This window comes from Shewanella algidipiscicola, assembly GCF_900380485.1.
GTDB classification, from domain to species: Bacteria; Pseudomonadota; Gammaproteobacteria; order Enterobacterales; family Shewanellaceae; genus Shewanella; species Shewanella algidipiscicola.
Genome location: NZ_OXJV01000001.1, coordinates 303,169 through 328,585 on the forward strand (window position 1 = coordinate 303,169; position 25,417 = coordinate 328,585).

Annotated in this window: 21 protein-coding genes; 10 read left to right on the forward strand and 11 right to left on the reverse strand. The window is 46.8% G+C overall.

Annotation, left to right across the window (positions count from 1 at the left end; all coding sequences use genetic code 11):
• Positions 1–167: 167 nt before the first annotated feature.
• From DN599_RS01360 to DN599_RS01370, 3 genes are read left to right on the forward strand one after another with little or no spacing between them, the layout of a single operon-like run.
• Positions 168–902 (forward strand): basic amino acid ABC transporter substrate-binding protein, encoded by a 735-nt coding sequence (locus tag DN599_RS01360; RefSeq protein ID WP_110455862.1) that lies wholly within the window; start codon positions 168–170, stop codon positions 900–902.
• Positions 903–909: 7 nt separating this feature from the next.
• Complete coding sequence (locus tag DN599_RS01365) at positions 910–1,590, forward strand: amino acid ABC transporter permease (protein ID WP_110455863.1); 681 nt, start codon at positions 910–912, stop codon at positions 1,588–1,590.
• Positions 1,583–2,308 carry an amino acid ABC transporter ATP-binding protein gene (locus tag DN599_RS01370; protein ID WP_110455864.1) on the forward strand — a complete coding sequence of 242 codons (726 nt, stop codon included), beginning with the start codon at positions 1,583–1,585 and terminating at the stop codon, positions 2,306–2,308. The genes DN599_RS01365 and DN599_RS01370 overlap by 8 nt, the downstream gene beginning before the upstream one ends.
• Before the next feature lie 137 nt (positions 2,309–2,445).
• On the opposite strand, the gene DN599_RS01375 is transcribed toward DN599_RS01370, so the two are convergent.
• From DN599_RS01375 to DN599_RS01400, 6 genes are all read right to left on the reverse strand, one after another.
• On the reverse strand, positions 2,446–3,501 hold the full coding sequence (locus DN599_RS01375) for a LysR family transcriptional regulator (protein WP_110455865.1): 1,056 nt from the start codon (positions 3,499–3,501) through the stop codon (positions 2,446–2,448).
• A gap of 332 nt (positions 3,502–3,833) precedes the next feature.
• The gene (locus tag DN599_RS01380; RefSeq protein WP_110455866.1) at positions 3,834–4,859 is read right to left on the reverse strand and encodes a murein transglycosylase domain-containing protein; all 1,026 of its coding nucleotides are present in this window, start codon (positions 4,857–4,859) and stop codon (positions 3,834–3,836) included.
• Between the two features lie 156 nt (positions 4,860–5,015).
• Entirely contained in the window at positions 5,016–5,957 is a 942-nt protein-coding gene (gene nrfD / locus DN599_RS01385; RefSeq protein ID WP_110455867.1) for a cytochrome c nitrite reductase subunit NrfD, read from the reverse strand.
• Positions 5,954–6,643 (reverse strand): 4Fe-4S dicluster domain-containing protein, encoded by a 690-nt coding sequence (locus tag DN599_RS01390; RefSeq protein ID WP_110455868.1) that lies wholly within the window; start codon positions 6,641–6,643, stop codon positions 5,954–5,956. The genes nrfD and DN599_RS01390 overlap by 4 nt, the downstream gene beginning before the upstream one ends.
• 10 nt (positions 6,644–6,653) lie before the next feature.
• Positions 6,654–7,142: a nitrite reductase gene (locus tag DN599_RS01395; RefSeq protein ID WP_110455869.1), complete on the reverse strand. Its 489-nt coding sequence runs from the start codon at positions 7,140–7,142 to the stop codon at positions 6,654–6,656.
• A 108-nt stretch (positions 7,143–7,250) separates the two neighbouring features.
• A complete protein-coding gene (locus DN599_RS01400; RefSeq protein WP_110455870.1) occupies positions 7,251–7,760 on the reverse strand; it encodes a DUF2726 domain-containing protein in 510 nt (169 codons plus the stop codon).
• 379 nt (positions 7,761–8,139) lie between these two features.
• On the opposite strand from DN599_RS01400, the gene DN599_RS01405 reads away from it, so the two are divergent.
• Positions 8,140–9,117, forward strand: coding sequence for a LysR family transcriptional regulator (locus DN599_RS01405; RefSeq protein WP_110455871.1), 978 nt, complete (start codon positions 8,140–8,142; stop codon positions 9,115–9,117).
• A gap of 10 nt (positions 9,118–9,127) precedes the next feature.
• Here DN599_RS01405 and DN599_RS01410 read toward each other — a convergent pair whose 3' ends face one another.
• Positions 9,128–10,162, reverse strand: coding sequence for a sensor domain-containing diguanylate cyclase (locus DN599_RS01410; RefSeq protein WP_110455872.1), 1,035 nt, complete (start codon positions 10,160–10,162; stop codon positions 9,128–9,130).
• Positions 10,163–10,495: 333 nt separating this feature from the next.
• On the reverse strand, positions 10,496–12,652 hold the full coding sequence (gene katG / locus DN599_RS01415; protein ID WP_110455873.1) for a catalase/peroxidase HPI: 2,157 nt from the start codon (positions 12,650–12,652) through the stop codon (positions 10,496–10,498).
• 1,165 nt (positions 12,653–13,817) lie between these two features.
• Between katG and DN599_RS01420 the strand changes: the two genes are divergently transcribed.
• The 6 genes from DN599_RS01420 to DN599_RS01445 all read left to right on the forward strand — a co-directional run bounded on the left by DN599_RS01420 (position 13,818) and on the right by DN599_RS01445 (position 21,186).
• Positions 13,818–16,133, forward strand: coding sequence for a P-loop ATPase, Sll1717 family (locus DN599_RS01420; protein ID WP_110455874.1), 2,316 nt, complete (start codon positions 13,818–13,820; stop codon positions 16,131–16,133).
• A gap of 540 nt (positions 16,134–16,673) precedes the next feature.
• Positions 16,674–18,044, forward strand: a complete 1,371-nt coding sequence (gene mpl, locus DN599_RS01425) for a UDP-N-acetylmuramate:L-alanyl-gamma-D-glutamyl-meso-diaminopimelate ligase (RefSeq protein WP_110455875.1) — start codon at positions 16,674–16,676, stop codon at positions 18,042–18,044.
• Positions 18,045–18,170: 126 nt separating this feature from the next.
• Positions 18,171–18,830, forward strand: a complete 660-nt coding sequence (locus DN599_RS01430) for a flavin prenyltransferase UbiX (RefSeq protein WP_110455876.1) — start codon at positions 18,171–18,173, stop codon at positions 18,828–18,830.
• 18 nt (positions 18,831–18,848) lie between these two features.
• Positions 18,849–19,379 carry a hypoxanthine phosphoribosyltransferase gene (hpt, locus tag DN599_RS01435; protein WP_110455877.1) on the forward strand — a complete coding sequence of 177 codons (531 nt, stop codon included), beginning with the start codon at positions 18,849–18,851 and terminating at the stop codon, positions 19,377–19,379.
• Positions 19,380–19,462: 83 nt separating this feature from the next.
• Positions 19,463–20,401: an ABC transporter ATP-binding protein gene (locus DN599_RS01440; RefSeq protein WP_110455878.1), complete on the forward strand. Its 939-nt coding sequence runs from the start codon at positions 19,463–19,465 to the stop codon at positions 20,399–20,401.
• Positions 20,402–20,415: 14 nt separating this feature from the next.
• Positions 20,416–21,186: an ABC transporter permease gene (locus DN599_RS01445; protein ID WP_110456753.1), complete on the forward strand. Its 771-nt coding sequence runs from the start codon at positions 20,416–20,418 to the stop codon at positions 21,184–21,186.
• A 38-nt stretch (positions 21,187–21,224) separates the two neighbouring features.
• Here the strand turns inward: DN599_RS01445 and DN599_RS01450 are convergent, their stop codons facing one another.
• The 3 genes from DN599_RS01450 to DN599_RS01460 all read right to left on the reverse strand — a co-directional run bounded on the left by DN599_RS01450 (position 21,225) and on the right by DN599_RS01460 (position 25,378).
• The gene (locus DN599_RS01450) at positions 21,225–21,551 is read right to left on the reverse strand and encodes a DUF4144 family protein (RefSeq protein WP_110455879.1); all 327 of its coding nucleotides are present in this window, start codon (positions 21,549–21,551) and stop codon (positions 21,225–21,227) included.
• Positions 21,552–21,681: 130 nt separating this feature from the next.
• Positions 21,682–22,218, reverse strand: coding sequence for a DUF4124 domain-containing protein (locus DN599_RS01455; RefSeq protein ID WP_110455880.1), 537 nt, complete (start codon positions 22,216–22,218; stop codon positions 21,682–21,684).
• Between the two features lie 355 nt (positions 22,219–22,573).
• Positions 22,574–25,378, reverse strand: a complete 2,805-nt coding sequence (locus DN599_RS01460) for an FAD-binding and (Fe-S)-binding domain-containing protein (RefSeq protein ID WP_110455881.1) — start codon at positions 25,376–25,378, stop codon at positions 22,574–22,576.
• Positions 25,379–25,417: the final 39 nt, after the last annotated feature.

Genomic DNA, 25,417 nt, shown 5'->3' on the forward strand with positions numbered 1-25,417 from the left:
AATGGTGTTTGCTCACGCTATCTATCAGTCATCTGACGGGAAGAGGACCACATCTATAACTTGAAAGTGAATTAAAAATCGAATAAACAGCATATTTATTGACACGAAAAGGGCGGGTGCTTATAGTCTGTGGCTGTTGGGGTATTTATAGAAAAAGAGAGTTTACAATGAACAAATCCGTGTTATTAGGCAGTTTTAGCTTGGTTGTAGCCTTGTTGTTAACTGGATGTGGTAAAAGTGATGATGTACTCGTGGTTGGAACCAATGCAGCCTTCCCACCTTTTGAATATGTCGGTGGTATTAGTGGCGATGAAATCAAAGGTTTCGATATAGATTTAGCGCGTCAGATAGCTAAAGACGCCGGCAAGACCTTAAAGGTCGAAAATATGAAGTTTGATTCGCTCATCGTGGCATTAAACTCAGGTAAAATTGATTTTATCGCCTCGGGGATGACCATCACCCCCGAACGCCAAAAAAGCGTTGATTTTTCGGCGCCATACTATGAAGCAACCCAAGTGGTGTTAGTGAATAAAAATGATGAAGCTATTCACGGCCTTGATGACCTTAAAGGCAAGCATTTTGCGGTGCAGTTAGGGTCAACGGCCGACATCATGGCAAAGCAATATACCCAAGAGGTAACCGCCTTTAATACCGGTTTTGAAGCTATTAAAGAGCTGAAAAATGGCAAGGTGGATTTGGTGCTATTTGATAGTGAGCCTGCGGCTAACTACCTAGCTAAAAATCCAGAGTTGAAACTTATCAGCCTCGACTTCGAGCCTGAGTTTTATGGGTTTGCTGTGAGCAAGAGCCAGCCTGAGCTACTTAAGAGTATCAATACGACCTTGGCCAATATGAGGGTCAGTGGCCAGTATGATGCACTGATCGCCCAACATATGAAGTGAGCAATCCATGATAGATGCAATTAACACTTCGCTGTTCACCCCGATAGGTGACGACGGCTTAATAGGTATCTTGCTGATTTTAAATGGTCTCAAGGTCACTTTGATGGTCACCTTTTTCGCCATGATCTTAGGGGCGATATTAGGCATTACCACCACCATGATGAAGATGTCATCTAAGTGGTATCTACGTTGGCCTGCCGACTTATATGTAGGTGTGATCCGCGGTACACCAGTGGTTGTGCAGTTAGTGATCCTTTACTTTATCGTATTATCCTCTTTAGATGTCGACAAGGTAACCGCGGCCATTATTGCCTTTGGCCTTAACAGCGGCGCCTATATCTCTGAAATTATTCGCGCCGGTATCGAAGCGGTGGATAAAGGGCAAACCGAGGCGGCGCGGTCATTAGGTTTGTCTCCAGGGATGACCATGAAAGAGGTGATCATGCCGCAGGCGGTAAAGAAGATTTTACCCGCCCTTGGCAACGAGTTTATCGTGCTACTGAAAGAGACTGCGGTCATAGGCTTTATTGGTGGCGTCGATTTGATGCGCGCCGGCGAAATCATTCGTAGCCGTACCTTTGAGGACAGTGTGCCGCTATTTACCTGTGCAATCATCTACCTGCTACTGACGTACAGCTTCACCTTTATGCTGTCAAAACTGGAAAAGAGGCTAAAGCAAAGTGATTAAGATAACCAATTTACATAAGAGCTTCGGTGATAATCAGGTGCTCAAGGGGATTAGTCAGCATATTGCCCGCGGTGAAGTGGTGAGCGTAATTGGCCCAAGTGGTAGCGGTAAGAGTACCTTTTTACGCTGTATCAACTTGCTAGAACAGCCGACCGAAGGTGATATTGTTATCGATGGTCAGTCGATCACGGCTAAAGGCGCCTGCATCGATAAGCTGCGTCAAAAAGTGGGGATGGTGTTTCAAAACTTTAATCTGTTTCCTCATAAAACCGTGATGCAAAATATTACCTTAGCCCCAGTAAAGCTTGGCTTGATGAGCCAAGTTGAGGCCGACCGTCAGGCGGTGGAGTTGCTGGCACAAGTGGGTTTGCAAGATAAAGCCAATGCTTATCCTGCCAGCTTATCGGGTGGACAAAAGCAGCGGGTGGCCATTGCTCGTGCCTTGGCGATGCAGCCTGAATTAATGCTATTTGATGAGCCTACCTCGGCGCTCGACCCTGAAATGGTTGGCGACGTACTCGATGTGATGAAGTCCTTGGCGTTAGCGGGCATGACCATGGTGATTGTCACCCATGAAATGGGCTTTGCGCGAGATGTGTCCGACAGAGTGATTTTTATGGATGGGGGCTATGTGGTGGAAGATAGCTCACCGCAAGCGCTGTTTAGCGCCCCTAAAGAGGTGCGTACTCAGGCATTTTTAAGCAAGGTATTACGCTAGTCGGTTAGTCTATATTGATATTATGCCCCTAATTATCTATCGATAAAAAGGCTCTATTCTTGAGCAAATTAACAAGGCAAGCTTGCGAGCTTGCCTTGCTATTGATTGCATTTTACGCGGCGCCCAGCGCCTTGAGTTTAAAGCGGTTTGCCGTTTGAGCCGCCAGTCGCATCACGAGAGTCGCTATTACAACCACAACCTTCGCCGCACACAGGTTTAAGCTTGGTGTAGTTAAGTGATGGTGTTTTGCCATGATAGCGTGCTTGCATGTCGTGCAACTTGTCGGTCAGCATGGTTTTTAAACAGTTAGCCAGAGGTTCAATCACCCCCTGATGACAATGCAGATAATAGCTGTCACAGGGCAGACCGCTGGTGGCAAGCCACTGCTCGGAGACATCGATAAACCCCACATCGCTGCGGTGCTCAAAGTAGGGCAGTGACATCACAGATGACAGCAAGCAAATATCATCGCTTCTACTGGTATGGTCGACCAACATACGCAAACTAGGGCTTCGAAGCACAATATTAAGATCGATATTATGGGCCTGGGCATACTGCTCTATGCCGTGTAATTGCTGCTCATGTAGGTTGGTGTTGACTAAGGTGATGTTGTAGTTAAATAGATCGACCAGAGGTTGTGTCGAGCTCAAGATCGGATGGCCGCTTCTAGCCACCATAAAAAAATGATCAATATCACCCAATTTAATGTTATTCACCATGGGATGATGGATAGGTTCGGTGGAGATGGTGCAATCAACTTTACCCTGACACAAGCGCTGGCTGATGTTTTCTGACCATGGCATCACATTGATATTGACCCCGCCTTCAATACAGTGGCAGGTGTGTTTCAGGTTATTCATCACCATTAATGACCACTGTTCGTATGTGGCAATCGTCAACTGAAATGGCTCTAAGGTTTTGCCTATGGTGATGGCGATAATTTTGTCGTATTGCTCAAGAATGGTCTGCACCATGGGGTAGAGGCGTAGCGCAATATGATTGGGCTCAAAGCCATATTGCTGGCGGATAAATAGCTCATTTTCTAATACCTCACGCAGGCACATCAATGAGCGGCTGACCTTAGATTGAGTAGTCAGTAGTTTTTCAGCAACCGCGATGCCATTTCTAAGTTCAACCAAGCCGACAAATACCTGTAAGGTAAAGTAATCTAAGCGGCTGATTTTTTTGTACATAGCCTGGCTCCTTGCGTTGTCAGTGGCTGGGGATGGTGATGGGCCACCGATAAGGTTCACTGTTCACTTAGGATGGGCAGTAGACGTATATGACGGATACACTCACAGGGCGTTAGCCTGTGTTAGTTTGTCGTACTCATCGATTATTCGCCCTAGCACTGTGACTCATCAGTAGGGGCGTATAGCCGTGGTGGTGTTTATCAATGGGTAAGGCTGGGCACCATCCTTTGTTGAGTGGTTATAGCACCACTAATAGAATAAAACTGCATGGGTGGTCACATTTTGAGCGCTGCAACTAGCCTGTTAGCTAAGGATATGATTGCTTATGTCTTCTAAAGGTATTTATGGCGTTTGCTAGTGACTTTTTTTAGGTAGTTACGGCTTTCTTGTCGAATATGGCGCTGAGTTAAAAACCAATAAAATTCGCTGCGAGTCATGTTATTGATGCGGACTAGGGCTTGGCGACGATCGCCACGGGGATTAAGGCTCTTCCATAAATTACCTGTGCCACCGTTATAACTGGATATCACCGCGTATTCGCGCTTTTGTGGATCGTCAATGCCCTTAAGGTAACGGCTAGAGAGCAGGTGTAAATAACCGGTCGCGACCTCAATATTTTTTTGTGGATGGTATAAATAGGCCGCTGACGGCGTATGGGCATAGCCTTTAATTAAATTAAAATAATCCCGCCCAGCGGTGTTGGCCTTTATCTGCATTAACCCTAGTGCATTAGAGCGTGATTTGGCTAAGGGATTAAAGGCGCTTTCGGTCTCCATGATCGCCATGATCAAATCAGGTTTAACCCCGTAGGTACGTGCCGACTGGCGCACAAACTCAATATACTTGTTGCCGGCAATTTGGGTGTGATTGTTGACCATGCGAATTGCCACTCGAAAACGGGCCGCTGGGGTGGCACTTTGCTGATTAAGGTTTTGATTGATAAGGTAGTCGGCAAAGCGCGCCGCCCGCCAATGAAACTCGATGGGGTGGCCATCTTGATCGTGTACCTGCCCCCAAAAAAAGGGCTTCTGTTTACCATTGATGAGGCCAAAATCGTGGGCGGTTTTGGCATCGATCACTTCGGGATCGATCTGAGTCAGCAGCACTTGGATCACCGCTTGTTTGAGCGAAGCTTTATTCACACTTTCAACCACAATCAGCCCGCGTTCGAAATCGACATAGGTGTGCTCTTGCTCGGCCTGATTAAGCACTAATACCGAGGGCGCTAAGCTGGGAGCGTTATGTTGATACTCGCGCAGTAACGCGGCAACATCGTCCTCATATTGGCTCAGATCTAGGCTTAATGCATTGCAGCAATACAGCAAAAAAAAGCCAGCAATAGTATGATATTTATTCATTTATCAACGCATTAAGCATAGGTGTTATTCGTAAGCAGTATACGTGCTCGGCGTGCTGGGGTTCAATGCTTGTTTGGTAAAGATGAGCGCCAGTACGCAGCTGTTCATGGGGCGTACTGGCGAGATAAGGCCTATGCCAAGTGCTGATGGTATCACCTAGGCGATGGTCATCTGCCCGGTATAGAGGATAAAGTTACGCAGTAAAAATACCCCGATCAGGCTAAAGCTAGCCGTGACCGCGACATAGGTAAATTTACGGTCGGCCGATACCTTCATCCATAAATTAAAGGCCAGTGGCAAGGTTAAACCGATACCGATAACACCGCCCCAAAATACCCAGCCCCAGAACCCGTAACCGATAGCGTTCAGGGCCGCCACTTGGCTTTGTCCACCCGATAAAATCAACCCGACAAAGAAGGTAAATAATAGGCCCATTTCCACCAAGATCAGCGGGATCTCAATACCATGAATAAAGCGCACCTCAACCCCATTAGGGTTACCGCGCAGTAACACACCGCCCAATAAGGTTGCCGCTGCACCAGAGGAGAGCCCCGAGATTAAAAACAGTAAGGGTAATACCGGATTATTCAGGAGTGGAAAGCCAATCAGCGCCGACAACAAAAAGCCGGTATAGGCGCCCAAGGAAATCGATAATATTACTAAGATACCTGTGATGGCGGCCTCTTTGGCCACTAGCCATCGAAGTCCGCGCTGCAGCCACATCCACTTGTCGCCTAATAACTGCAAGATCCCTTTGTTAAAGATGCAGGCAATCCAAGCAAATAACGCCACCTGATAAGCCATGAGAACCAGCACCCCCATCGACATCACAGAGGTGATATTGTAAAACACCAAAATCTTCCAAAAATCCAGTGGCTTGGTTAAATCGATAACCAAGATCCCTAAACCGCCAAATAGGGCTAAGGGAGCGATGATCGCCGCCGCTTGCACAAAGGGTGAATGATAGGCTTCGCCTGCTAACTTAACATGTTTGAGCATGATGGCAAAAAACACTGCGCCAGCAGACAAGCCCGCTAAAAACAGATAGATGGCAATAGGCCAATGCCATACCAGGCCTTCAAAATGAAAAGCACTCATAGCATTATCTCCCCATCGATGGTTTGGATATGGAACAGCTTAGGCCGCGTACCTAAGTCCACTTTGGCACGGTAGGTGGGCTTACTTTTAAGTAGGTGGACTAAGGCAGAATCGGCATCTTTAAGGTTGCCAAAGGTCAATGCCTTGGTTGGACACGCGAGCACGCAGGCTGGCTGTAACCCTTGCTTTAACTGAGTTTGCTGGCAAAAATCACACTTGTCGGCGGTGCGAGTCTCTGGGTTAATAAAGCGTACTTGATAAGGGCAAGCAGCAATGCAGTATTGGCAACCGAAGCAGCGCTCTTCATGTACTGCGACTATACCCGTGTCTTTGTCAATATAAGCGGCGCCTGTGGGGCAAACCCTGACGCAAGGCGCGGCCTCACAATGTTGGCAAGAGACTCGGCTAAAGCGGTAGCTCTGGTTGGGATACTCGCCAAAGGGCCCGCGGCGCTCAATCTTGACCCGAGTTACCCCCTCGGGCACCTGATTGACCTCGCGGCAGGCTTCAACGCAGGCATTACAGCCGATGCAGGCATTTTCGTCGTGTACCATGGCGTACTTAATGTCAGCCTCTGAGCTCGTGTCACTGTGCTCTGCTAACGGAGACTGGGTGATGCCATATACAGAGGCCCCTGCCAGCAGCGCCCCACATCCTTTAAGAAACTGGCGTTTTGAATGTAGCATAACAGGCCTCCTATGGATTGACCTTATGGCAGGTAACACATAACTGGCAATGTTGCTGACGGCTTAACGACAACATAGGGTCGGATTCTGGATGAAGTTGGTGGCATTGAGCGCAGCCGACGCGCACGGCATGGACGTTGTGAGTCCAGTCGGCGTCGGCCAAGGTTTCATTATCATGACAGGTAAGACACACGGCCGCTTGCTGCTGGGCAGGCAAAGGGCTGTCGATGCCAAACTGGTTGAGGGAAGCCCCTTTTTTGGGGTGGTTGCCCTTTTCGCCGTGGCAGTCTTGGCAGACGATGGCTAAGCCTGGGTTGCCATGTAAGCCGAGCATCTGACCATTACGTTTGTGGCATTTAAGGCAGGTATCGCTGCTGGCGCTTGTATTGGTTATTGCCGTGACTTCGGCGGCAATACTAATGACAGGTTGGGTACAGTAAATTAATGCGGCGGCACTAAACGTGAGCAGTATTGAGATGTAACGGCTGATGTGGCACATACCGTATCCTTACACCTTAGGGTGAGCATGACCTCGGGCGGAGGTGAGAGCGCCAAGGTATTGGGTTGACGCTCGGTTGGGCAATGACAGCGAGATTAATGTTAATCATTAGGCGGCGAGTGCATTGCGTAGCAGCATCTCATCACACTGCTTATGTTTATCTAACTTGATAAATTGCACCCCAATGTAATCTAAACATTTTTCGATAAACTTAACCTGCTCAGGTGAGCTGCGATCAGTGTCGCTCACCACCAGTTTAACTGCCGAAGACTCATTGTCGACGACCACATAATCTAGGTGGCAATGTTCCATGAAGTCTTGTACCTCTTCGTGGTTTTTAATCGAATCATCAATATCAACCACGTTAACCAGAGACGCCCCGTACAGCACATCGTAGCGATTGCTCGCGATCGATTTTAAGCTTTTTAGAAACTGCATTGACTCTTGATCAAGCAGATGAGGCTTGATGCTTACGGCCGCATCAACCATCTGTACATCAGTTGATCTAAAGAACTTAATGCACGTCATTACGAAGGTCACGATAACGAGAGGCACAATAATAAATAAAACAAAGTACATAAAAGCATAACTTAAAATAACGGTAGCGGTGGCGTTCATGATAAACCTCCAAGGGGACTTAGCTTTTTCTCTCTATTTTATTATTGCTTCATGTGTGATATTTACAATAATTATTGAAATCAAATTATTAAAAGTTAGCGCATGATCTGATAGTTGATTTCTATAATTTCAACTTGTAGATTATCGTGAGGTGGATATGCCAATCTCAATTAATAAATATCTAATTATTTGCGGCATATCTATTTTAGTTGTTTAAAGTTGGCGTTTTTACTCTTCATGTATAAATATATGAATTTTAAAGTTATACGCTGCGCATAATTTAATTTATGCATGAGTTGTCAATAATGTTATTGTCGGATTTCGCTTATTAACTATACTTTGATCTGGTGTATTTTAAATCGGTAGAGGTATTTTTAAAATGAAAAATATAACTCTAGATAGTTTAGATATGCTCAGTGCTAATATACTAGTTAATTTGTATGAAAAGCATTCTGCCTCGTCAGTGGCCATCGATATGAATATACCTGCCCCTAAGGTAAGTCGTTGTTTACAGCATGCGCGGATGATGTTTAATGATCCGCTGTTTATTAGAAAAAAACATGGCCTCGAACCCAACGAATTTACCCGCCAGTTATACCCAATTGTGAAGGAGTTAGTGCAGTGCTCAGAGCACCTTTATCAATTAAATCATATTAATGCTGCCGAATCACATGCGGCGATGGTGATCTATGTCAGCGATCTCTTGATCGCCCATTTTCCCCAGCAATTGAGCGCGGCCATAAACGAGGCGCACCTGCCGATAAGTTTTGAGCTGCGTAGCGGCTCACAAGCGGTATTAGATGACATCGCCAATGGCCTTATCGATATGGCGGTAGTGAGTGAGTCTAATCCGAGCGCGCTGCAACAAGATCAACGCCTTAGTGTTATGCCATTGAAAACGTTATCACACCTCTATCTGTTGTGCGGCCTAGAACACCCAATATTGCAGCAGGAGATAAGCTTAGCCAATATGGCGAACTATCCTTATTTAAGTGCATTTAATCAACTTGATAAGGCTGCACTGGATCCTTTTGAGGCCTATTGCCGCCAGCAAAAATGCGCTTGTCATCTTGCGCCACGCGACAATATGCAAACCAGCCTTGGGTTTCATGATCTTTACCGCTATTTGGCCGACAATCACACTCTCAGCATAGTGCCTTACAGCAAGGTGTATGAACAAAGTTATCTACTACCCGGTTTGCATGTGTGCTGTTTATCGACCATAGACACTGCACTACTGTATGCGGATCATCCTCTGCCACGGCTCTATCTTGTCAGTGCCAAACGCCATCCTAGTGCGCATTTCGATTGGCTTAAACAAACTGTGGTTGCCCTGATTAAGCAAGAGGTGCACTAAGTGAGCGGGATCAATTGGTCAGTTGTTCGCTGGTGGCGGGGGCTGTAGGTTTACTGCGCCAAAAACGGTAGGCGTGCTTGCCCTGCTTTTTGACTTGGTACATGGCAGTATCAGCATACTCACAGCAGGTGATGAAGGTGTCGGTGTGATTAAAGCGGTAAATGCCGATACTTAACCCCAGAGAGACCAATTGCCCCTCGAGTTCTAGCGGTTGTCGGTAAACATTGAGTATCTTTTGAGCGAACTGGTGTAATAGCGCTTCATCTATGGCTGGGAGCAGGACAACAAACTCATCGCCGCCAAGCCGAGCGCAATGCGCCGACTGGCCATTTAGGCCGCTATGACTTAGATTGGTTAAGGTATTTGCCACATGGATTAAAAGTAGATCGCCCAATTTATGGCCTAAGCCATCGTTGATCCCTTTAAAATCATCAAGATCGATAAAAAATAAGGCCCCGCCACTGCTGGTCTGTGCTTGATGTTCTTCGAAGGTTTGGGTAATGGCTTTGCGGTTACTGAGGTGGGTGAGCGGATCGCTTAAGGCCAGTTGGGCTAACTCAAGTTCGTAACGCTTTTCTTGAGTGATATCGATATGAGTCCCCATTATTCGCAGCGGAGTGCCATCGGCACAGCGTTCTATGATGCGGCCACGATCGGACACCCAAGAGACTGAGCCATCTTTGTGGATCATACGGTGCACCGCTTGATACTCATCGGTTAGGCCATTGACGTGATCTTCAAATGCCTTAATCACCCACTCTTTATCATCTGGATGTAAGTTTTGTTTCCAGCTACTGATATGTGCTGCCAGCTCTTCGCGGCTAAAACCCAACAACTCGCCCCAAGGTCGATTGAAGATGGTTAAATTACCACTGGGAATATGCTGCTCCCAAAGGCATAAACCGGTGCCATCGAGGGCGGCACACAATTTCTCTTCGGCGCGAGCATTAAGCAGGGTGAGCTTAGCATTTTCTCGCTCGAGCGCGGCGTTACGCTGTTTAAGCGCCGCGAGTTCGGCTTGCACCCGTTGTAGTTCAGCATCCATTGAGAATTGAGTTCCATGAGTCGGTAGCAAGAGGATTGGCAATAATATACTGCGAATTGTGCTTGAGATCAGTAACCCTGATTGATAGTTGTGTATTTATGGCTTAAGAATGCACTTATTGTCGAGAGCAGGCTTTATATACTCAGACTTATGACTTAGTAGGCTATGATAGATGTCACGGCGCAAGGCTAGGGTAAGCGCAGCAATCACGAGGCTAGTGACAGGGAAAAGCAATGAATGATGCCTAGGCATCACTCATCACAAATTATGGCTCAGTTGAAATGAGTATTAGCACATAGTGAGAGTCGCTGATGTGCTAATACGGGTTTGCGGCTAGGCTAAATCGAAGCGATCGGCATTCATCACCTTAGTCCATGCGGCAACAAAGTCTTTGACAAACTTCTCTTGGTTGTCATCTTGCGCGTACACTTCTGCGTACGAACGAAGAATCGAATTAGAGCCAAACACCAGATCCACTCTCGTAGCGGTCCACTTTAGCGTATCGGTGGCCCGATCGCGGAGCTCATATAGGTTTTCACCGGCAGGCTTCCATGCATAATTCATATCCGTCAGATTGACGAAGAAGTCATTGGTTAGCGCACCTTCACGATCGGTAAATACCCCATGTTGGGTGCCGTTATAGTTAGTGCCAATAACCCGCATCCCACCAAGTAATACGGTCATTTCTGGCGCCGTTAACCCCATCAATTGGCTACGGTCAAGCAGTAACTCTTCTGCGCTGACGCTATAATCTCGTTTAAGCCAGTTACGGAAACCATCATGAATGGGTTCTAACACATCGAAAGAGTCAACGTCTGTCATAGCGGCACTGGCATCACCACGCCCCGGAGCGAACGGCACGCTAATTTCAACATTCGCCGCTTTGGCTGCCTGTTCAATGCCTAAGTTACCCGCTAACACTATGACATCGGCGACACTTGCTCCGCTACTGCTTGCAATACCTTCGAGTACACCAAGCACTTTGGCTAAACGTGTCGGTTCATTACCTTGCCAATCTTTTTGCGGCGCTAATCGGATCCGTGCACCATTGGCACCCCCACGCTTGTCTGAGCCGCGGAAAGTGCGGGCACTGTCCCATGCGGTCGTCACCATTTCACTGACGGTTAAACCACTTGCTGCGATCTTAGCTTTAACGGCGTTAATATCATAGTCAGTCTTACCAGCAGGAATAGGGTCTTGCCAAATCAGCTCTTCTTTCGGTACGTCGGGGCCGAAATAGCGTGCTTTTGGCCCTAAGTCACGGTGGGTCAGTTTAAACCAGGCGCGAGCAAATACTTTGGAGAAATAGTCTTGATCTTTATGGAATTTCTCAGCGATTTTGCGATACTCAGGGTCCATTTTCATGGCCATGTCAGCATCGGTCATTATGGGGTTGTAACGCTTAGATGAGCCTTCAACGTCAAGGGGCTTATCTTCCTCCTTAATGTTAATGGGCTCCCACTGCCAAGCACCCGCGGGGCTCTTTTTAAGCTCCCACTCATAGTTAAGTAACAGCTTGAAATAGCCGTTGTCCCACTGTGTAGGATGAGTTGTCCATGCGCCTTCAATACCGCTCGATACTGTATCACGGCCAATGCCACGCTTAGTTTTATTTAACCAGCCAAGGCCTTGGTCTTCGACTTCAGCCCCTTCTGGCTCAGCCTCAAGCAGCTCTACATCGCCATTACCATGGCACTTGCCTACAGTGTGTCCCCCGGCGGTAAGGGCCACGGTTTCTTCATCGTTCATGGCCATGCGTTCAAAGGTGACGCGCACATCATGAGCCGTTTTCAGAGGATCTGGCTTACCGTCGACCCCTTCAGGATTAACATAGATAAGCCCCATCATGACGGCTGCCAAGGGGTTTTCTAAATCACGTTCACCCGAGTAACGGCTGCCTTCACTGCCACTAGGCGCCAGCCACTCTTTTTCTGCTCCCCAATAGGTGTCTTTTTCGGGATGCCAGATATCTTCTCGTCCAAAGGCGAAACCATAGGTTTTCAAGCCCATGGACTCATAAGCTATGGTGCCTGCATAGGCAATTAAATCGGCCCAACTAAGCTGGTTGCCATATTTCTTTTTGATTGGCCAAAGTAGGCGTCGTGCCTTGTCTAAGTTAACGTTATCCGGCCAAGAGTTAATGGGCGCGAAACGCTGATTACCTGTAGCGGCGCCACCTCGACCGTCGGCGATACGATAGGTACCAGCCGAATGCCAAGACATGCGGATCATCAGGCCGCCATAATGCCCCCAATCGGCGGGCCACCAGTCTTGGCTGTCGGTCATCAATGCATGCATATCTTTTTTGAGCTGAGCAACATCAAGACTCTTGAGGGTTTCTCGATAGTTGAAGTCCGCACCCATGGGGTTAGTCTTGCTATCATGTTGATGTAAAATATCGAGGTTTAATGATTTCGGCCACCACGAGGTATTGGACATACTGCTCTCAGTGGCGCCGCCATGCATCACTGGACATTTGTTATTAGACATTGGTCAATCTCCTATTCTCTTGTAAAAAGAAGTTGCTATCTAAACGCTATCAATAAGTACACTCCACACTATTGTTCATTTCAAACTAGATGTAAAACCGGTTACGGCGATTGTGGCGATAGGTTTTCTTAAGTGCGGTTTACCTAGAAGATTGCAGTCTTTCGACTGGGTTTTTGGGCGGGATTTGTGCAGTGTTGCGATTAAGAAAAGCTTTTCCAAACTTCGTTTGGGTTAACGTCATGGCATTCCACACCAGTGCAAGAGTGGGGGGATCAACAGTAATCCTCCTATTGCATCTCCCCATGCCGCCCCAGATGAAGTTGTACTTCCTCATGCTTATGGATAAATAGCTAACACTTCCGATGGTACATCCATTCTTTTTAAGGGAAAGCCGAAAGCTAGCCGGGTATCCAAGCCCAGACTTACGCTATTTATTCCAACGCCTTTCGGCAACTTCGATGGGGAATTTTGTAGCCACAACACGAGTTTGGTGATATCAAAATTTAATATGGATTTATTGTTGATGTGGTTATGCGGTCTTACGACCGAGGTAAGTCGTGGGTTTCCCACCCACACCCGGGCAAGGAGGACTGCTCGTCCTCGCCCTCCTTGCATCCACCCTGACGCCCCAGACGAAGTTAACTGCGTTGATTAGGAGCCTCACTCGATAGAGTTAATTATCTATCGCCTCATATTCGCCATCCTTGGCTCACCTAAGGCTATCTCGGCATCCCTGCCTCGCTCACGATATTTAACTCATCTCACCTCGGCGACTTCGATGGGGTCTATCTAGCCACAACCCGAGTTTGGTCGTAGCAAGTTAAAGTTTACCCTAGCGAACACTTAATTTAGTAGCTAATTAAGTAATTGTTACAATTGAGTTTATACAACCAAAGTCTGCATAAAAAATGCTCGACACGTATGTTTCGGATATGTATGTTAATTAAATCTAAAATGTAAAAGGGGAGGTGGTTCTCAGCACGCTTTACCTCGCGCTTAGGCCACGCTAACATCACGGAAGACGTATCATATTTAAGTTGCTAACTTATATAGAAAATTTCTAGATGCATGCATCCCAAGCCTAAAGTTATTAGACCGTTAAACATATGAAATAGGTGAACTTGGGTAAGCCTATTTATTTCCATTTATGTGCAGGGAGAGTGTCATGGAAAGTGAGCAAAAAGGGTTTTATGCTTATGCATCATTGCCTGCTGAAATTGGGCAAACTATTGAAAAGGCAGTACAAAGTACATCATTAAGAGTTAAAACTTGGAAAGCTTTAAATATACCTGGTCATTTTATTTCTGAACAAGTTCTAGAAGGTATAGATCTTTGTGATTTTTTAGTTGCTGATATATCGGTGTTAAACTTTAATGTTACTTATGAAATTGGATATGCAATAGGCTGCGGTAAGCGATTGCTGTTAACAAAGAATAAAAGCATTATAGAAGGTAGCCCTACTATTAGGGAGGTTGGGATTTTTGATACGTTAGGATATCAAGAATATCAGAATTCATATGAATTAAGTGAGTTTATTAGTTCAGCAAGTCTTTGTAACTCATTAAATATACCTAATAAAATAAATATAAAGTCACCAGTATATTTGTTGGAAGGATTACATAAGACAGATTGGGCTTCCCGTATAGTTTCTAGAATAAAAAAAGCTCGTTATTTGTTTCGTTCTTTTGATCCAAATGAACAACCAAGGTTGTCCGCAAATGACGCAATAGAACAAGTATCTCAATCTCATGGCGTAGTTGTTCCACTTTTATCAAGTAGTGCAGTAGGTGCTGAAATTCATAATATGCGAGGGGCTTTTATTGCTGGTTTAGCTGATGGAATGCGAAAAGCGTTGTGTATCCTTCAGCATCAAAATGATCCCGTCCCGTTAGATTATCGTGATTTCGTAAATACGTCATACCATCCTGATGATGTAAATGAACATATTGCTGAATTTGCTGCAAAGGTTGCTGAGCAGTTTCAAAAAGATACAAAATTTATAACTAATAGTGAGGATACATTTTTACAGTCTGTTGATTTAGGAGCAACTTCTGCAGAAAATGAGATGAGAACTCTAGAGAGTTATTATTTGAAAACAGATCAATTCCTTAAGTCCCTTAGAGGTGAAGCGAATATAGTGGTTGGTCGAAAGGGGGCTGGTAAGTCTGCAATATTTTTGCAAGTAAGAGATAGAGAGAGAAATAAAAAAGGCAATATAGTCTTAGATTTGAAACCTGATGGTTATAAGTTAATTAAATTTAAAGAAATAATATTATCATTTTTAGAGGAAGGAACATTTCAGCATACAATTATGGCTTTCTGGGAATATGTTTTACTCTTGGAAATATGTTACAAGATTCTTGAGAAAGATAGAGATCAACATAAGCATGACCATACATTGTATGAACCTTATCGTGCATTAGCCGACTTATATCATGCTGATGGCTATGAAACTGAAGGTGATTTTTCAGAAAGGATGAGTTCTTTAATGGAAAAGATTTCGACAGAGTACCGATCGAAACATGGTGATGATACCAACGTTAGGCTGTCTACTTCGAAATTGACTGAAATGTTATATTGTCATGATGTAAGAGATCTATCTAGGCAAGTCATTGATTATATGGCGCAGAAAGAAATTTGTTGGCTTTTATTTGATAATATTGATAAAGGTTGGCCGACATCAGGCCTTAAGAAAGAAGATTTACTAATTATTAGAGCGCTTATTGATGCAACAAAAAAAATAGAAAGGCAGTTTAGTAAATCAAACGTAGTTGTAAATACGATAGTTTTTTTGAGGAACGATGTGTACGAGCTATTAGTCAAAGAAACATCTGACCGGGGTAAGGAGGCAAGTGTTTTGCTTGATTGGACTGACCCAGATTTATTGAGAGAGCTAATCAGGTTGAGGATCGTTTCAAATGACATTACTGGAGACGATTCATTTTCGTCATTGTGGCCAAAAGTTTGCGTAAGTCATTATGTTGGTGAGGACAGCTCTCAATATCTCATTGATAGATCATTGATGAGGCCTAGATTTTTGTTGAATCTGATTAGTCAATGTAAGAGTTTTGCTATTAACCTGAACCATGATCGAATATTAGAAGAGGACATCAATAAAGGGTTGACTGCTTACTCTACAGATTTACTTGCTGATATAGGTTATGAAATAAATGATGTTGAAAATAATGGTGATGATATTCTTTATGCATTTATTGGAAGTGAACCGCTAGTTAGTAAAATTGATGTTTTCATGGTGTTAGCTGATTTTGGTGTAGATGAACAATATTGTGAAAGGATTTTTGAACTTTTATTATGGTATGGCTTTTTAGGGTTGATTATTGAGAGTGAACCTAAATATATTTATGATTTTAATTATAGTATGAAACTAATGGCTGGGATAATAAAAAAGAAAGGAAATATACTTTATCAGATAAACCCTGCTTTTTGGCCAGCTTTAATGATAAACGAAAACGATAAATAACCACTCAGATTTAAGTGGAATATTTTATTAAAGTTGTGGTCAGAAGCTACAATTTGTCCCCATCGAAGTTGCTGAAGAGGGATGGGGTTAATGACGTGAGCGAGGCATGGATGCCGAGGTAGCCTCAGGTGAGCCATGGATGGCGAATGTGAGGCGTTAGTCATTTACCGCAATCACTCACAGGCACCTACTTAATGCAGTTAACTTCGTCTGGGGCGCTGAGGGATTTCCAAAAGGGGAACAAGCGCTTTTCCCCTTTTGGTCGGGTGTGGGTTGAAGACCCACGACTTTGATCCAAACGGAGTTTGGAAAACTCAATTCAGGCCGAAAGGCCATACCTAATCAGGTGTGGAACGGAATCCCACGACTTTCTTCGGCCGTAAGGCCGCACTCTCGGCGCTAGCCATTCAAACGGAGTTTGAAAAACATTCCTAGCGGCTCCAGCCACGACTCAAATAGTTATTTAAACCATTGTTAACTGACAATGGTATCCCAAATCGTTAGAATACCAGCTGATTATTCCTCATCAGAGCCAACCCCATGCATGTACACATCTTAGGCATTTGCGGCACCTTTATGGGTGGCCTCGCACTCCTTGCCAGAGCCAATGGCCATAAGGTTACCGGCAGCGATGCCAACGTCTATCCGCCTATGAGCACTCAGCTCGAAGAGCAGGGCATTGAACTTATCCAAGGTTTTGATCCTAGTCAGCTTGGGCACAGTGAAGATGATGCACCCGATATCGTGGTGATTGGCAATGCCATGAGCCGGGGCAATCCGTGTGTGGAGGCGGTGCTTAATCGCGGTTTGAAATACACCTCGGGGCCGCAGTTTTTAGCCGAACATATTTTGCCGGGGCGTTGGGTATTGGCGGTATCGGGCACCCATGGTAAAACCTCGACCGCTAGTATGCTGGCGTGGATCTTACAAGAGTGTGGCTACGAGCCGGGCTTCTTAATTGGCGGCGTGCCGCAAAACTTTGGTGTATCGGCGCGCTTGGGTGGTTCGCCCTTTTTTGTGGTCGAAGCCGATGAATATGACAGCGCCTTTTTCGATAAGCGCTCTAAGTTTGTCCATTACCAACCGCGCACCTTAGTGATCAACAACCTTGAATTTGATCACGCCGATATTTTTGATGACTTACAAGCGATCCAGCGTCAGTTTAATCACGTAATACGTACCGTGCCGGGTCAAGGCAAAATCATTTGGCCAAGCGACAGCGCTGCGGTGCGCGAAGTTATCGATATGGGCTGCTGGAGTGAGCAGGAAACCTATAGTGTTAATTCGGTCGATACGGGTTGGCATACCGAGCTGCAACGTGATGATGGTCACCGATTCGAGCTGTTTTTCGAGGGAGAGTCGCAAGGCATCTTAGATTGGCAATTGATTGGGCAGCATAATGTTGAAAACGCCACCATGGCGATTGCGGCAGCGCGCCATGTAGGCGTAAAACCTCAAGCGGCTATCGAGGCGCTTGAAAAGTTTGCTCCGCCTAAGCGCCGTATGGAGCTGATTGGCACTGTTAATGACATAGACATATTTGATGATTTTGCCCATCACCCAACGGCGATTGCCACTACCTTGCAAGGTTGTCGGGCGAAAGTGGGCGAGGGACGTATCTTAGTGGTGTTAGAGCCGCGCTCGAACACCATGAAACGCGGCGTGCATAAAGACACCTTGGCGACGTCGATGGCGCTGGCCGATGCGGCATTTTTGTATCAGGCTGATAATATCGATTGGGATGTGGAGGCGGCGATGGCTAAGGCGGCATTGCCTGTGGCTATATTGTATCAAATAGAGGATGTGGTCGAGGCGGTGGCGAGTGAAGCCAAACCCGGTGACACCATTATTGTGATGAGCAACGGCGGCTTCGGCGGCCTGCATGGCAAGTTGCTCGACAGATTAAGTTAACTAAGGGCTGAGTGTTAAGCGGCAATTATTGAGTGGCGAGTTTTGAGTTTACAGTTCACTTATCACTTATTGCTCAGGGCATTCCAACTTACCACTATTTCAGTTACAGCAGCTAAAGAGAGTGTGATGAATTATCCAAGAAAGGCCAAGGCGATCAGTTTAGCGTGGACAGGCGCCTCGGGTGCGCCCTATGGGCTTAAGTTACTCGAATGTTTGCTGGTGGCCGACTACCAAGTGTTTTTGATGATCTCCAGTGCGGCGCGGGTGGTGCTGGCGACCGAACATGGCTTGCAGCTCAGTGCCAATGGCGATAAAGCCAAGGCGCAGTTGCTGGCGTTGTTTGCGGAAAATGGCGTTGATATTCATGGTGAACTGCATGTGCTGGGCAAAGAGGAGTGGTTTTCACCGCCGGCATCTGGCTCGGCTGCGCCTAAGCAGATGGTGATCTGCCCTTGCAGTACGGGCACTTTAGCGGCCGTGGCGACGGGGATGAGCAACAGTTTGCTCGAACGCGCCGCCGATGTGGTGATAAAAGAGCGTGGTCAGTTGATCTTAGTGCCAAGGGAAACTCCTTTTAGCAGCATACACTTAGAGCATATGTTATCGCTGTCTAAGCTGGGGGCGACCATCATGCCAGCGGCGCCGGGTTTTTATCATGATCCCAAATCGGTACAAGATCTGGTAGACTTCATGGTCGCCCGGATCTTAGACCATCTGGGCGTAGACCACGCGTTAACTAAGCGTTGGGGCTATGATAAGCACAGTGCCAGCAATAGCGACAATTAAGACAATTTTGAGAGTAGTATGAAACACACCACCGAAGTGATGATCTCGGCTGATGAGATTGAGCAACAACTGGATATCCTTGCAGACCAAATTAATGCCCATTACGCCGATAGCGAGCGTCTATTAATGGTGGGTTTGCTAAAAGGGTCTGTGGTCTTTATGGCGGATCTGTGTCGCCGTATTAAGGGTCATGTGGAGATCGATTTTATGTCGGTATCTAGCTATGGTAATGCCATGACCAGTTCACGGGATGTGAAGATCCTTAAAGATGTGCAGTCGGATATCGAAGGTCGCGATGTATTGATCGTCGAAGATCTTATCGACTCAGGTAACACCTTAAATAAGGTACGCGAATTGTTACTGCTGCGCGCACCCAAGAGCCTGGCGCTTTGTACGCTGCTGGATAAGCCAGAGCGCCGCGAAGTGCAAGTGCCGGTCGACTTTATCGGCTTTACCATTCCTGATGAGTTTATTGTCGGCTATGGTATCGATTACGCCGAGCAATATCGTAATCTGCCTTATATTGCGAAAGTGGTGCCGCTCGATTAATAGAGCGAACGATACGATTGAAAACTCCTGCCCAGTGCGGGAGTTTTTGTTTGGTGTTTAATGCAACATTACGGAAGTTACTCATGACCGATGAGCCATATGCGTTAGTTATCGACTCGCTGAGAAAAACCTACAAGGGCGGCGTCGAAGCAGTAAAAGGGATAAGCCTTAAGGTGAAGGCGGGGGACTTTTTTGCGCTACTGGGTCCCAACGGGGCGGGTAAGTCGACTACCATAGGTATTATCTGTTCTTTAGTGCAAAAAAGCTCGGGTAAGGTAAAGGTGTTTGAGCACGATATCGATACTCAGCTTGAATTAGCCAAGATGTCGATAGGCTTAGTGCCTCAGGAGTTTAACTTTAACCAGTTTGAAACCGTGCAGCAGATTGTGATCAATCAGGCCGGTTATTTTGGCGTATCACGTGAAGTGGCACTCGAGCGTGCCAAGAAGTACCTAGATCAGTTGGATCTGTGGGAAAAGCGCAACAGCCCAGCGCGCGCCTTGTCGGGTGGCATGAAGCGCCGCTTGATGATTGCTCGCGCCCTAATGCATGAGCCTAACTTGTTGATCCTCGATGAGCCGACCGCTGGGGTCGATATTGAGCTACGTCGCTCGATGTGGACTTTTTTGACTGAGCTTAATCAGCAAGGCGTGACCATTATTTTAACCACGCATTACCTTGAAGAGGCGGAAATGCTGTGCCGCAATATCGGCATTATCGACAAAGGGGTGTTGGTGGAGTGCACTAGCATGAAGTCCTTGCTGAGCCGCTTAAACATGGAAACCTTTGTGTTTGATCTGCGCGACAACCTCGACACCTTGCCGCAGCTTGACAGCATCAATTGTCGCTTAGTCGACCCGCATACCCTAGAGGTGGACGTGGAGAAGGCGCATAGCATCAATAGCGTATTTGCACAATTGAGCGCGCAGCAGATCGAAGTGTTGTCGATGCGTAATAAGGCCAATCGCTTAGAGGAGTTATTTGTGGAGTTGGTTGAACAAGGTAAAGGAGCGGCAAAATGAGTGCAGGATTAAGCATGAAACAGGTCTACTTTACCGCCTTTAAGAGTATCTTGATTAAAGAGATCACCCGTTTTACTCGCATCTGGGTACAAACCTTAGTGCCGCCAGCGATCTCTATGACTTTGTATTTCCTTATTTTTGGTAACTTAGTCGGCAAGCGTATTGGTGAGATGGGCGGTGTCTCTTATATGGAGTTTATCGCGCCAGGGCTGATCATGATGTCGGTTATCACAGCATCTTATTCTAATGTGGCCTCATCGTTTTTTAGCGCTAAATTTCAGCGTAACCTCGAAGAGTTGATAGTGGCTCCCGTGCCCCATTATGTGATGATTGCCGGTTACGTTGGCGGCGGCGTGGTGCGCGGTTTATGCGTGGGCACGATTGTCACCTTAGTGGCGATGTTCTTTGTCGACATTAGCCTGCACCATGCTGGGCTGGTGGCGGTGACTGTGTTGCTAACGGCCATCTTGTTCGCGCTAGGTGGGCTGATAAACGCGGTCTTTGCTAAGACCTACGATGACATTAGCATAGTGCCCACGTTTGTGCTGACGCCGCTGACCTATCTGGGCGGCGTGTTTTACTCTCTGACCTTGCTTCCTGACTTTTGGCAGGGGGTGTCGCAGCTCAACCCTGTAGTCTATATGATCAACGTCTTCCGCTATGGTTTCTTGGGTTATGCCGATATTAGCATTCCCCTGTCGATTGCGATTATGGTGGGGTTCTGTAGTGCCCTATGGGCGGTTGCTTACTACCTGATCAGCCGTGGTATTGGCTTAAGAAGCTAATGCATCAAATAGCAGTGCCTTGGTGAGTTGCCGAGGCACTAGCGCTCTTCTAAATACTTCAGTATCTCAAACACACGGCTAATATTATTTGCCCCCAGCTTGGCGGTGCAGCAGTGACCATTTTGGCTGGCATGCAAGCGCACCCAGTCGATAATGCTGGCTAAGCTGTGGGGCGCACTCAAATGAAATTCCCCCGCGGCCGTTAAGGGCTGTACTTGCCAGCGATAACTCTGGCCTTGGCTGTCGATAATCACCACCGACCTTGTGTCGAGCAAGGGCAGCTCATCTTGCCATTGCTCTATATCTTCAATCAGTTGTAGTTGGTTATCGTCTGGGTGTTTAACCAGTATGGGCCAATGGAGCATGGTTTACCTTTTAATGCCGAGATGGTTGAGTGTCGCTTGCATGAATCTTGTTTCTGGCTAGATTATGCCATAGCCAGCAGGAGGAGCGCAGTAATGAGCATAACATCTGTGTTGGCTTAGTATCTATTGGTTAGGGCAAGGAGCTCGCGGCCGCTTGGGACGAACTCTGCTCGGCCGATTCGGCTTCAATCTGGGTTTGGTGCTGGGTTAATAATTTGATTGAGGCTAAATTTATGTTAATCAATCCATCGAAATGGTTATTCATCTCTTGCAGCTGGGCTACAAACTCCGGGTCGTCCTTAGCCTGTTTTTGCCAGTAACGTTTACGGTCGATTTTCTGTCGCTCGCTGGCGCGCAAAATATCGTAATAGCTGTTTTCCTGTTTAAGACGGTAGAGCTCACTGTCGATAAGTTGTAATAGTTTTTCTTTTGAAATCGAGCTTTGATTGAGTAATGCTTGTAACGGATCTCGGGCATTCTCGTTTGCTTCTGAGCTGGTTTCTGTGGTGATGCCAAGTTGGTAGGTGACTTGGTGTTGATTAAAATCTTTGGGGCAGGAGATTTGGCTGAAGACGATTTTATCACCTTTGACGCATTTATAAATACTGGTGGCGTGTGCAGGCAGAGCCAGAGCCAGTGATACTGCAACAAATAACAATTTTTCCATTTGGCGATACGTCCTCTATCTGCCACCGATAAAATGTGGGGTGCTGAGGCGTCTAATACCAGTACCTAGCGCTGCAGCCTAAGGATTTACTGGCTCAATCAGCCTTTTTCAAACAGCGTCACATGTCCATTTAAGCAATTTACCCCCCATACTATGGCGTAAGTTCTCGCTGAAAACTAGTGTTTCATCTGTTAATGGTGTGTAAATTGACCGTTTGGGCGAAAATCAACCATCTTGGGGGAAGTGATATCTAGGTTGGCGTGGCGATATAAAAAACCGCGATGTAAAAGGCTTACATCGCGGAGTTTGCTTGGGTGTGGTTATTTAAAACCTAAATTATTTTAAGTTGTTATGATTAACGGCTGCACTCTTCTAGCAGATAGGCTAGATGACGATATGAGATCCCGCTGTGATGTGACAGACCCACTTCACACATACGGTTGGCGTAATAGCCCTCGTTAATATCGATAGGGATGAGCTTTTTGATGTTGCGCAGCGCACTGGCGTTCATCTCTGGCTTATACAAGCCTTTCTCGCCTGCGTAACCACAGCACTCGATCCCTTCGGGTAGCTTAACGCCCATGCTGCAGGCGTCGGCCAACGCCTGCATCTTAGGTTCAAGCTTCATCTTACGGGCGCTACAACCAAAGTGCAGGGCGATGTTGACCTTTTTGGTGAAGGTCAGCTTAGGTAAGATCTTGTCGTGCATAAATTCGACTAAGTCGGTGATCTCAACCTTAGGGTTACCCGTTAGGGTACGGTAAGTACAAGAGAGTGCGTCGACGACCACGGGCACTTTGCCATTATCGCTCAGGGCGCTTAGCGCATCGATCAGCTCATCGCGTTTCGCATCGGCGTTTTTAAAGTCCCCTTTCGACTCCCACATCTGGCCGCAGCACAGATGACGGGTGTTGTCTGGGGTCACCACGTTATAGCCCGCGCGCTCAAGCAGAGTTACCACCACATCGGGTAGGGTGCGATTGTCAGGGTCGAGCGGTGTTGGGCCAAAGGTGCGACCGCCACAAGCAGGGAAGTAGACGATGGTTTCTTTATCTGGCGATGCCGGCGATGGCGTAGGCAGATTAGCGCCCTTGGCAAAGTCTGGATTCCAGTATGGCACCTCTTTAGACACCATGCGGCCCATTTTCATCAACCCATTGGTGATGTTATCACCGGTGACCTTATGGATGATATTGAGCACATTGAAGCCTGTGCTGATCACTTGGTTTACCGCGCCAAAATGTTTGGCTTGGAAATCCAGTACCTTCTGCTCTGTGGTGGTGATATAAGGCGTACGTAGTTTACGTACCAGATTGCCCATACTGTTATCAACAGGGCAGGAGATGGTACAGAGTTGACAGGCGGCGCAGGTATCAATGACATCATATTTGGCCGCTGCGCGCATCTCTTCTGCCGCCTGCTTATCGCCAGATTGTTCGAGGCGAGCAATTTCACGCAAGGTGGCGATACGTTGACGCGGGGTGAAGTTAAGCGCCGAAGTGGGGCAGGTCTTCTCACAGAAACCACACTCGATACACTTATCGACAAAGTCATCGACCACGGGGCAGGGCTTGATGTTTTTAACGTGCACATTGGCATCATCGTTAAGGATCACACCTGGGTTAAGTAGTCCTTGTGGATCGAAAATTTGCTTGATGCGCTTCATCAAGGTGTAAGCATCGGCGCCCCATTCCATTTCAACAAAGGGTGCAACGGCACGCCCCGTCCCATGCTCGGCTTTCATTGAGCCATCGTATTTATCGATAACCATCTCGGCCACATCTTGCATAAAGGCGTGGAAGCGGTTGATATCCTCTTGTGAGGCGAAGGTTGGCGTAATAATGAAGTGGAAGTTACCCGCTAACGCGTGACCATAGATCACCCCTTCTGGGTAACCATGCTTGCCAAACAGTTCGGTGAGATCCTTGGCAACGTTGGCGAGGTGTTCTACTTCAACCGCGATATCTTCGATGATAACCGAGGTGCCTTTTGGACGTTCGCCACCAATGATTGGGAACAAACCGGAACGCATCGCCCAATATTTGCCAAATACAGCAGGATCATCGGTGAAGGTGATTGGGCGCTCGGTTTCAATGTGCGACAGTTTATTCACCACATCTTTGGTGTAGCTTTCAAGGGTCTCTTTATCGTTCGAACGGCACTCGATAAGCAAAATAGCGGCATTTTCTGGTAAGTCGCTTAGCCATTCGGGCATACCGGCTTTACCTGTCACCGCTTGAATGGATGCCCAGTCTAATAGTTCTGCCGCGGCGACACTTTGACCATTGATCGGTGGGATCGCACTTGCAGCATCTTCCATATTGAAAAATACCGCCATCGCAGAGGCTTTAAATTTAGCCTCGTCAACTGTGTTATAGGTGACCTCTTCAACGAATGCGAGCGTCCCTTCAGAGCCGACAATCAAGTGATTGATCAGATCGAATGGATCACTAAAGTCGACTAAGGCATTGATACTGTAGCCGGTGGTGTTTTTGATTGAGAATTTTTTACGAATACGATTCGCGAGCACTTCGTTGCTGCGGGTCATGATGCCAAGTTCAACGAGCGAGTCGAGCAGCGCTTTATTGTTTTCACTAAAGGCAGCCTTAGACTTTTCACAACCGGTATCGAGCTCTGAGCCATCGGCAAACAGTAACTTGGCTGATGCAATCGTTTGATAACTGTTTTGCGCCGTACCACAACACATGCCCGAGGCATTGTTCGCCACGATACCACCAATTTTACAAGATGCCAGTGTCGCAGGATCCGGACCTATTTTCTTGCTAAATGGCTTCAGCGCCAAGTTGGCATCGGCGCCTACCACGGCCACCCCTAGAGAGACCTGTGTACTGTCGGCACTGACTTCAATTTTACGAAAGCCATCATGGCCCAAGATAAGTAAAATACCTTCGCCAATGGCTTGGCCCGAAAGGCTGGTACCGGCGGCGCGGAAGGTGACTGGGGCTTGGTGCTGGCGCGCGACCTCTAGGGTGAACTTGGCATCTGCTAACGTTTCGGCGTGGACGACCACTTCTGGCACGATCCGGAAATAGCTGGCATCGGTTGACCACGCAAAGCGACGTACCGCATCATCAGTGACCGCATCTTGACCCAGCTTAGCTCTTAAATCTGCGACGACGGCTGAATAATTAATCGACATAACATTACTCTTTTTATCGGGGTTAAAGGCGCTTATCAC

Bases quoted from the DNA above. Each gene is read 5' to 3' on its own strand.
- DN599_RS01460 (WP_110455881.1), bottom strand. From the start codon at position 25,378: ATGTCGATTAATTATTCAGCCGTCGTCGCAGATTTAAGAGCTAAGCTG.
- DN599_RS01360 (WP_110455862.1), top strand. From the start codon at position 168: ATGAACAAATCCGTGTTATTAGGCAGTTTTAGCTTGGTTGTAGCCTTG.
- DN599_RS01375 (WP_110455865.1), bottom strand. From the start codon at position 3,501: ATGTACAAAAAAATCAGCCGCTTAGATTACTTTACCTTACAGGTATTT.
- DN599_RS01380 (WP_110455866.1), bottom strand. From the start codon at position 4,859: ATGAATAAATATCATACTATTGCTGGCTTTTTTTTGCTGTATTGCTGC.
- DN599_RS01390 (WP_110455868.1), bottom strand. From the start codon at position 6,643: ATGCTACATTCAAAACGCCAGTTTCTTAAAGGATGTGGGGCGCTGCTG.
- DN599_RS01395 (WP_110455869.1), bottom strand. From the start codon at position 7,142: ATGTGCCACATCAGCCGTTACATCTCAATACTGCTCACGTTTAGTGCC.
- nrfD (WP_110455867.1), bottom strand. From the start codon at position 5,957: ATGAGTGCTTTTCATTTTGAAGGCCTGGTATGGCATTGGCCTATTGCC.
- hpt (WP_110455877.1), top strand. From the start codon at position 18,849: ATGAAACACACCACCGAAGTGATGATCTCGGCTGATGAGATTGAGCAA.
- DN599_RS01455 (WP_110455880.1), bottom strand. From the start codon at position 22,218: ATGGAAAAATTGTTATTTGTTGCAGTATCACTGGCTCTGGCTCTGCCT.
- DN599_RS01445 (WP_110456753.1), top strand. From the start codon at position 20,416: ATGAAACAGGTCTACTTTACCGCCTTTAAGAGTATCTTGATTAAAGAG.
- DN599_RS01440 (WP_110455878.1), top strand. From the start codon at position 19,463: ATGACCGATGAGCCATATGCGTTAGTTATCGACTCGCTGAGAAAAACC.
- DN599_RS01420 (WP_110455874.1), top strand. From the start codon at position 13,818: ATGGAAAGTGAGCAAAAAGGGTTTTATGCTTATGCATCATTGCCTGCT.
- DN599_RS01400 (WP_110455870.1), bottom strand. From the start codon at position 7,760: ATGAACGCCACCGCTACCGTTATTTTAAGTTATGCTTTTATGTACTTT.
- DN599_RS01410 (WP_110455872.1), bottom strand. From the start codon at position 10,162: ATGGATGCTGAACTACAACGGGTGCAAGCCGAACTCGCGGCGCTTAAA.
- DN599_RS01450 (WP_110455879.1), bottom strand. From the start codon at position 21,551: ATGCTCCATTGGCCCATACTGGTTAAACACCCAGACGATAACCAACTA.
- DN599_RS01365 (WP_110455863.1), top strand. From the start codon at position 910: ATGATAGATGCAATTAACACTTCGCTGTTCACCCCGATAGGTGACGAC.
- DN599_RS01405 (WP_110455871.1), top strand. From the start codon at position 8,140: ATGAAAAATATAACTCTAGATAGTTTAGATATGCTCAGTGCTAATATA.
- DN599_RS01430 (WP_110455876.1), top strand. From the start codon at position 18,171: ATGAATTATCCAAGAAAGGCCAAGGCGATCAGTTTAGCGTGGACAGGC.
- mpl (WP_110455875.1), top strand. From the start codon at position 16,674: ATGCATGTACACATCTTAGGCATTTGCGGCACCTTTATGGGTGGCCTC.
- katG (WP_110455873.1), bottom strand. From the start codon at position 12,652: ATGTCTAATAACAAATGTCCAGTGATGCATGGCGGCGCCACTGAGAGC.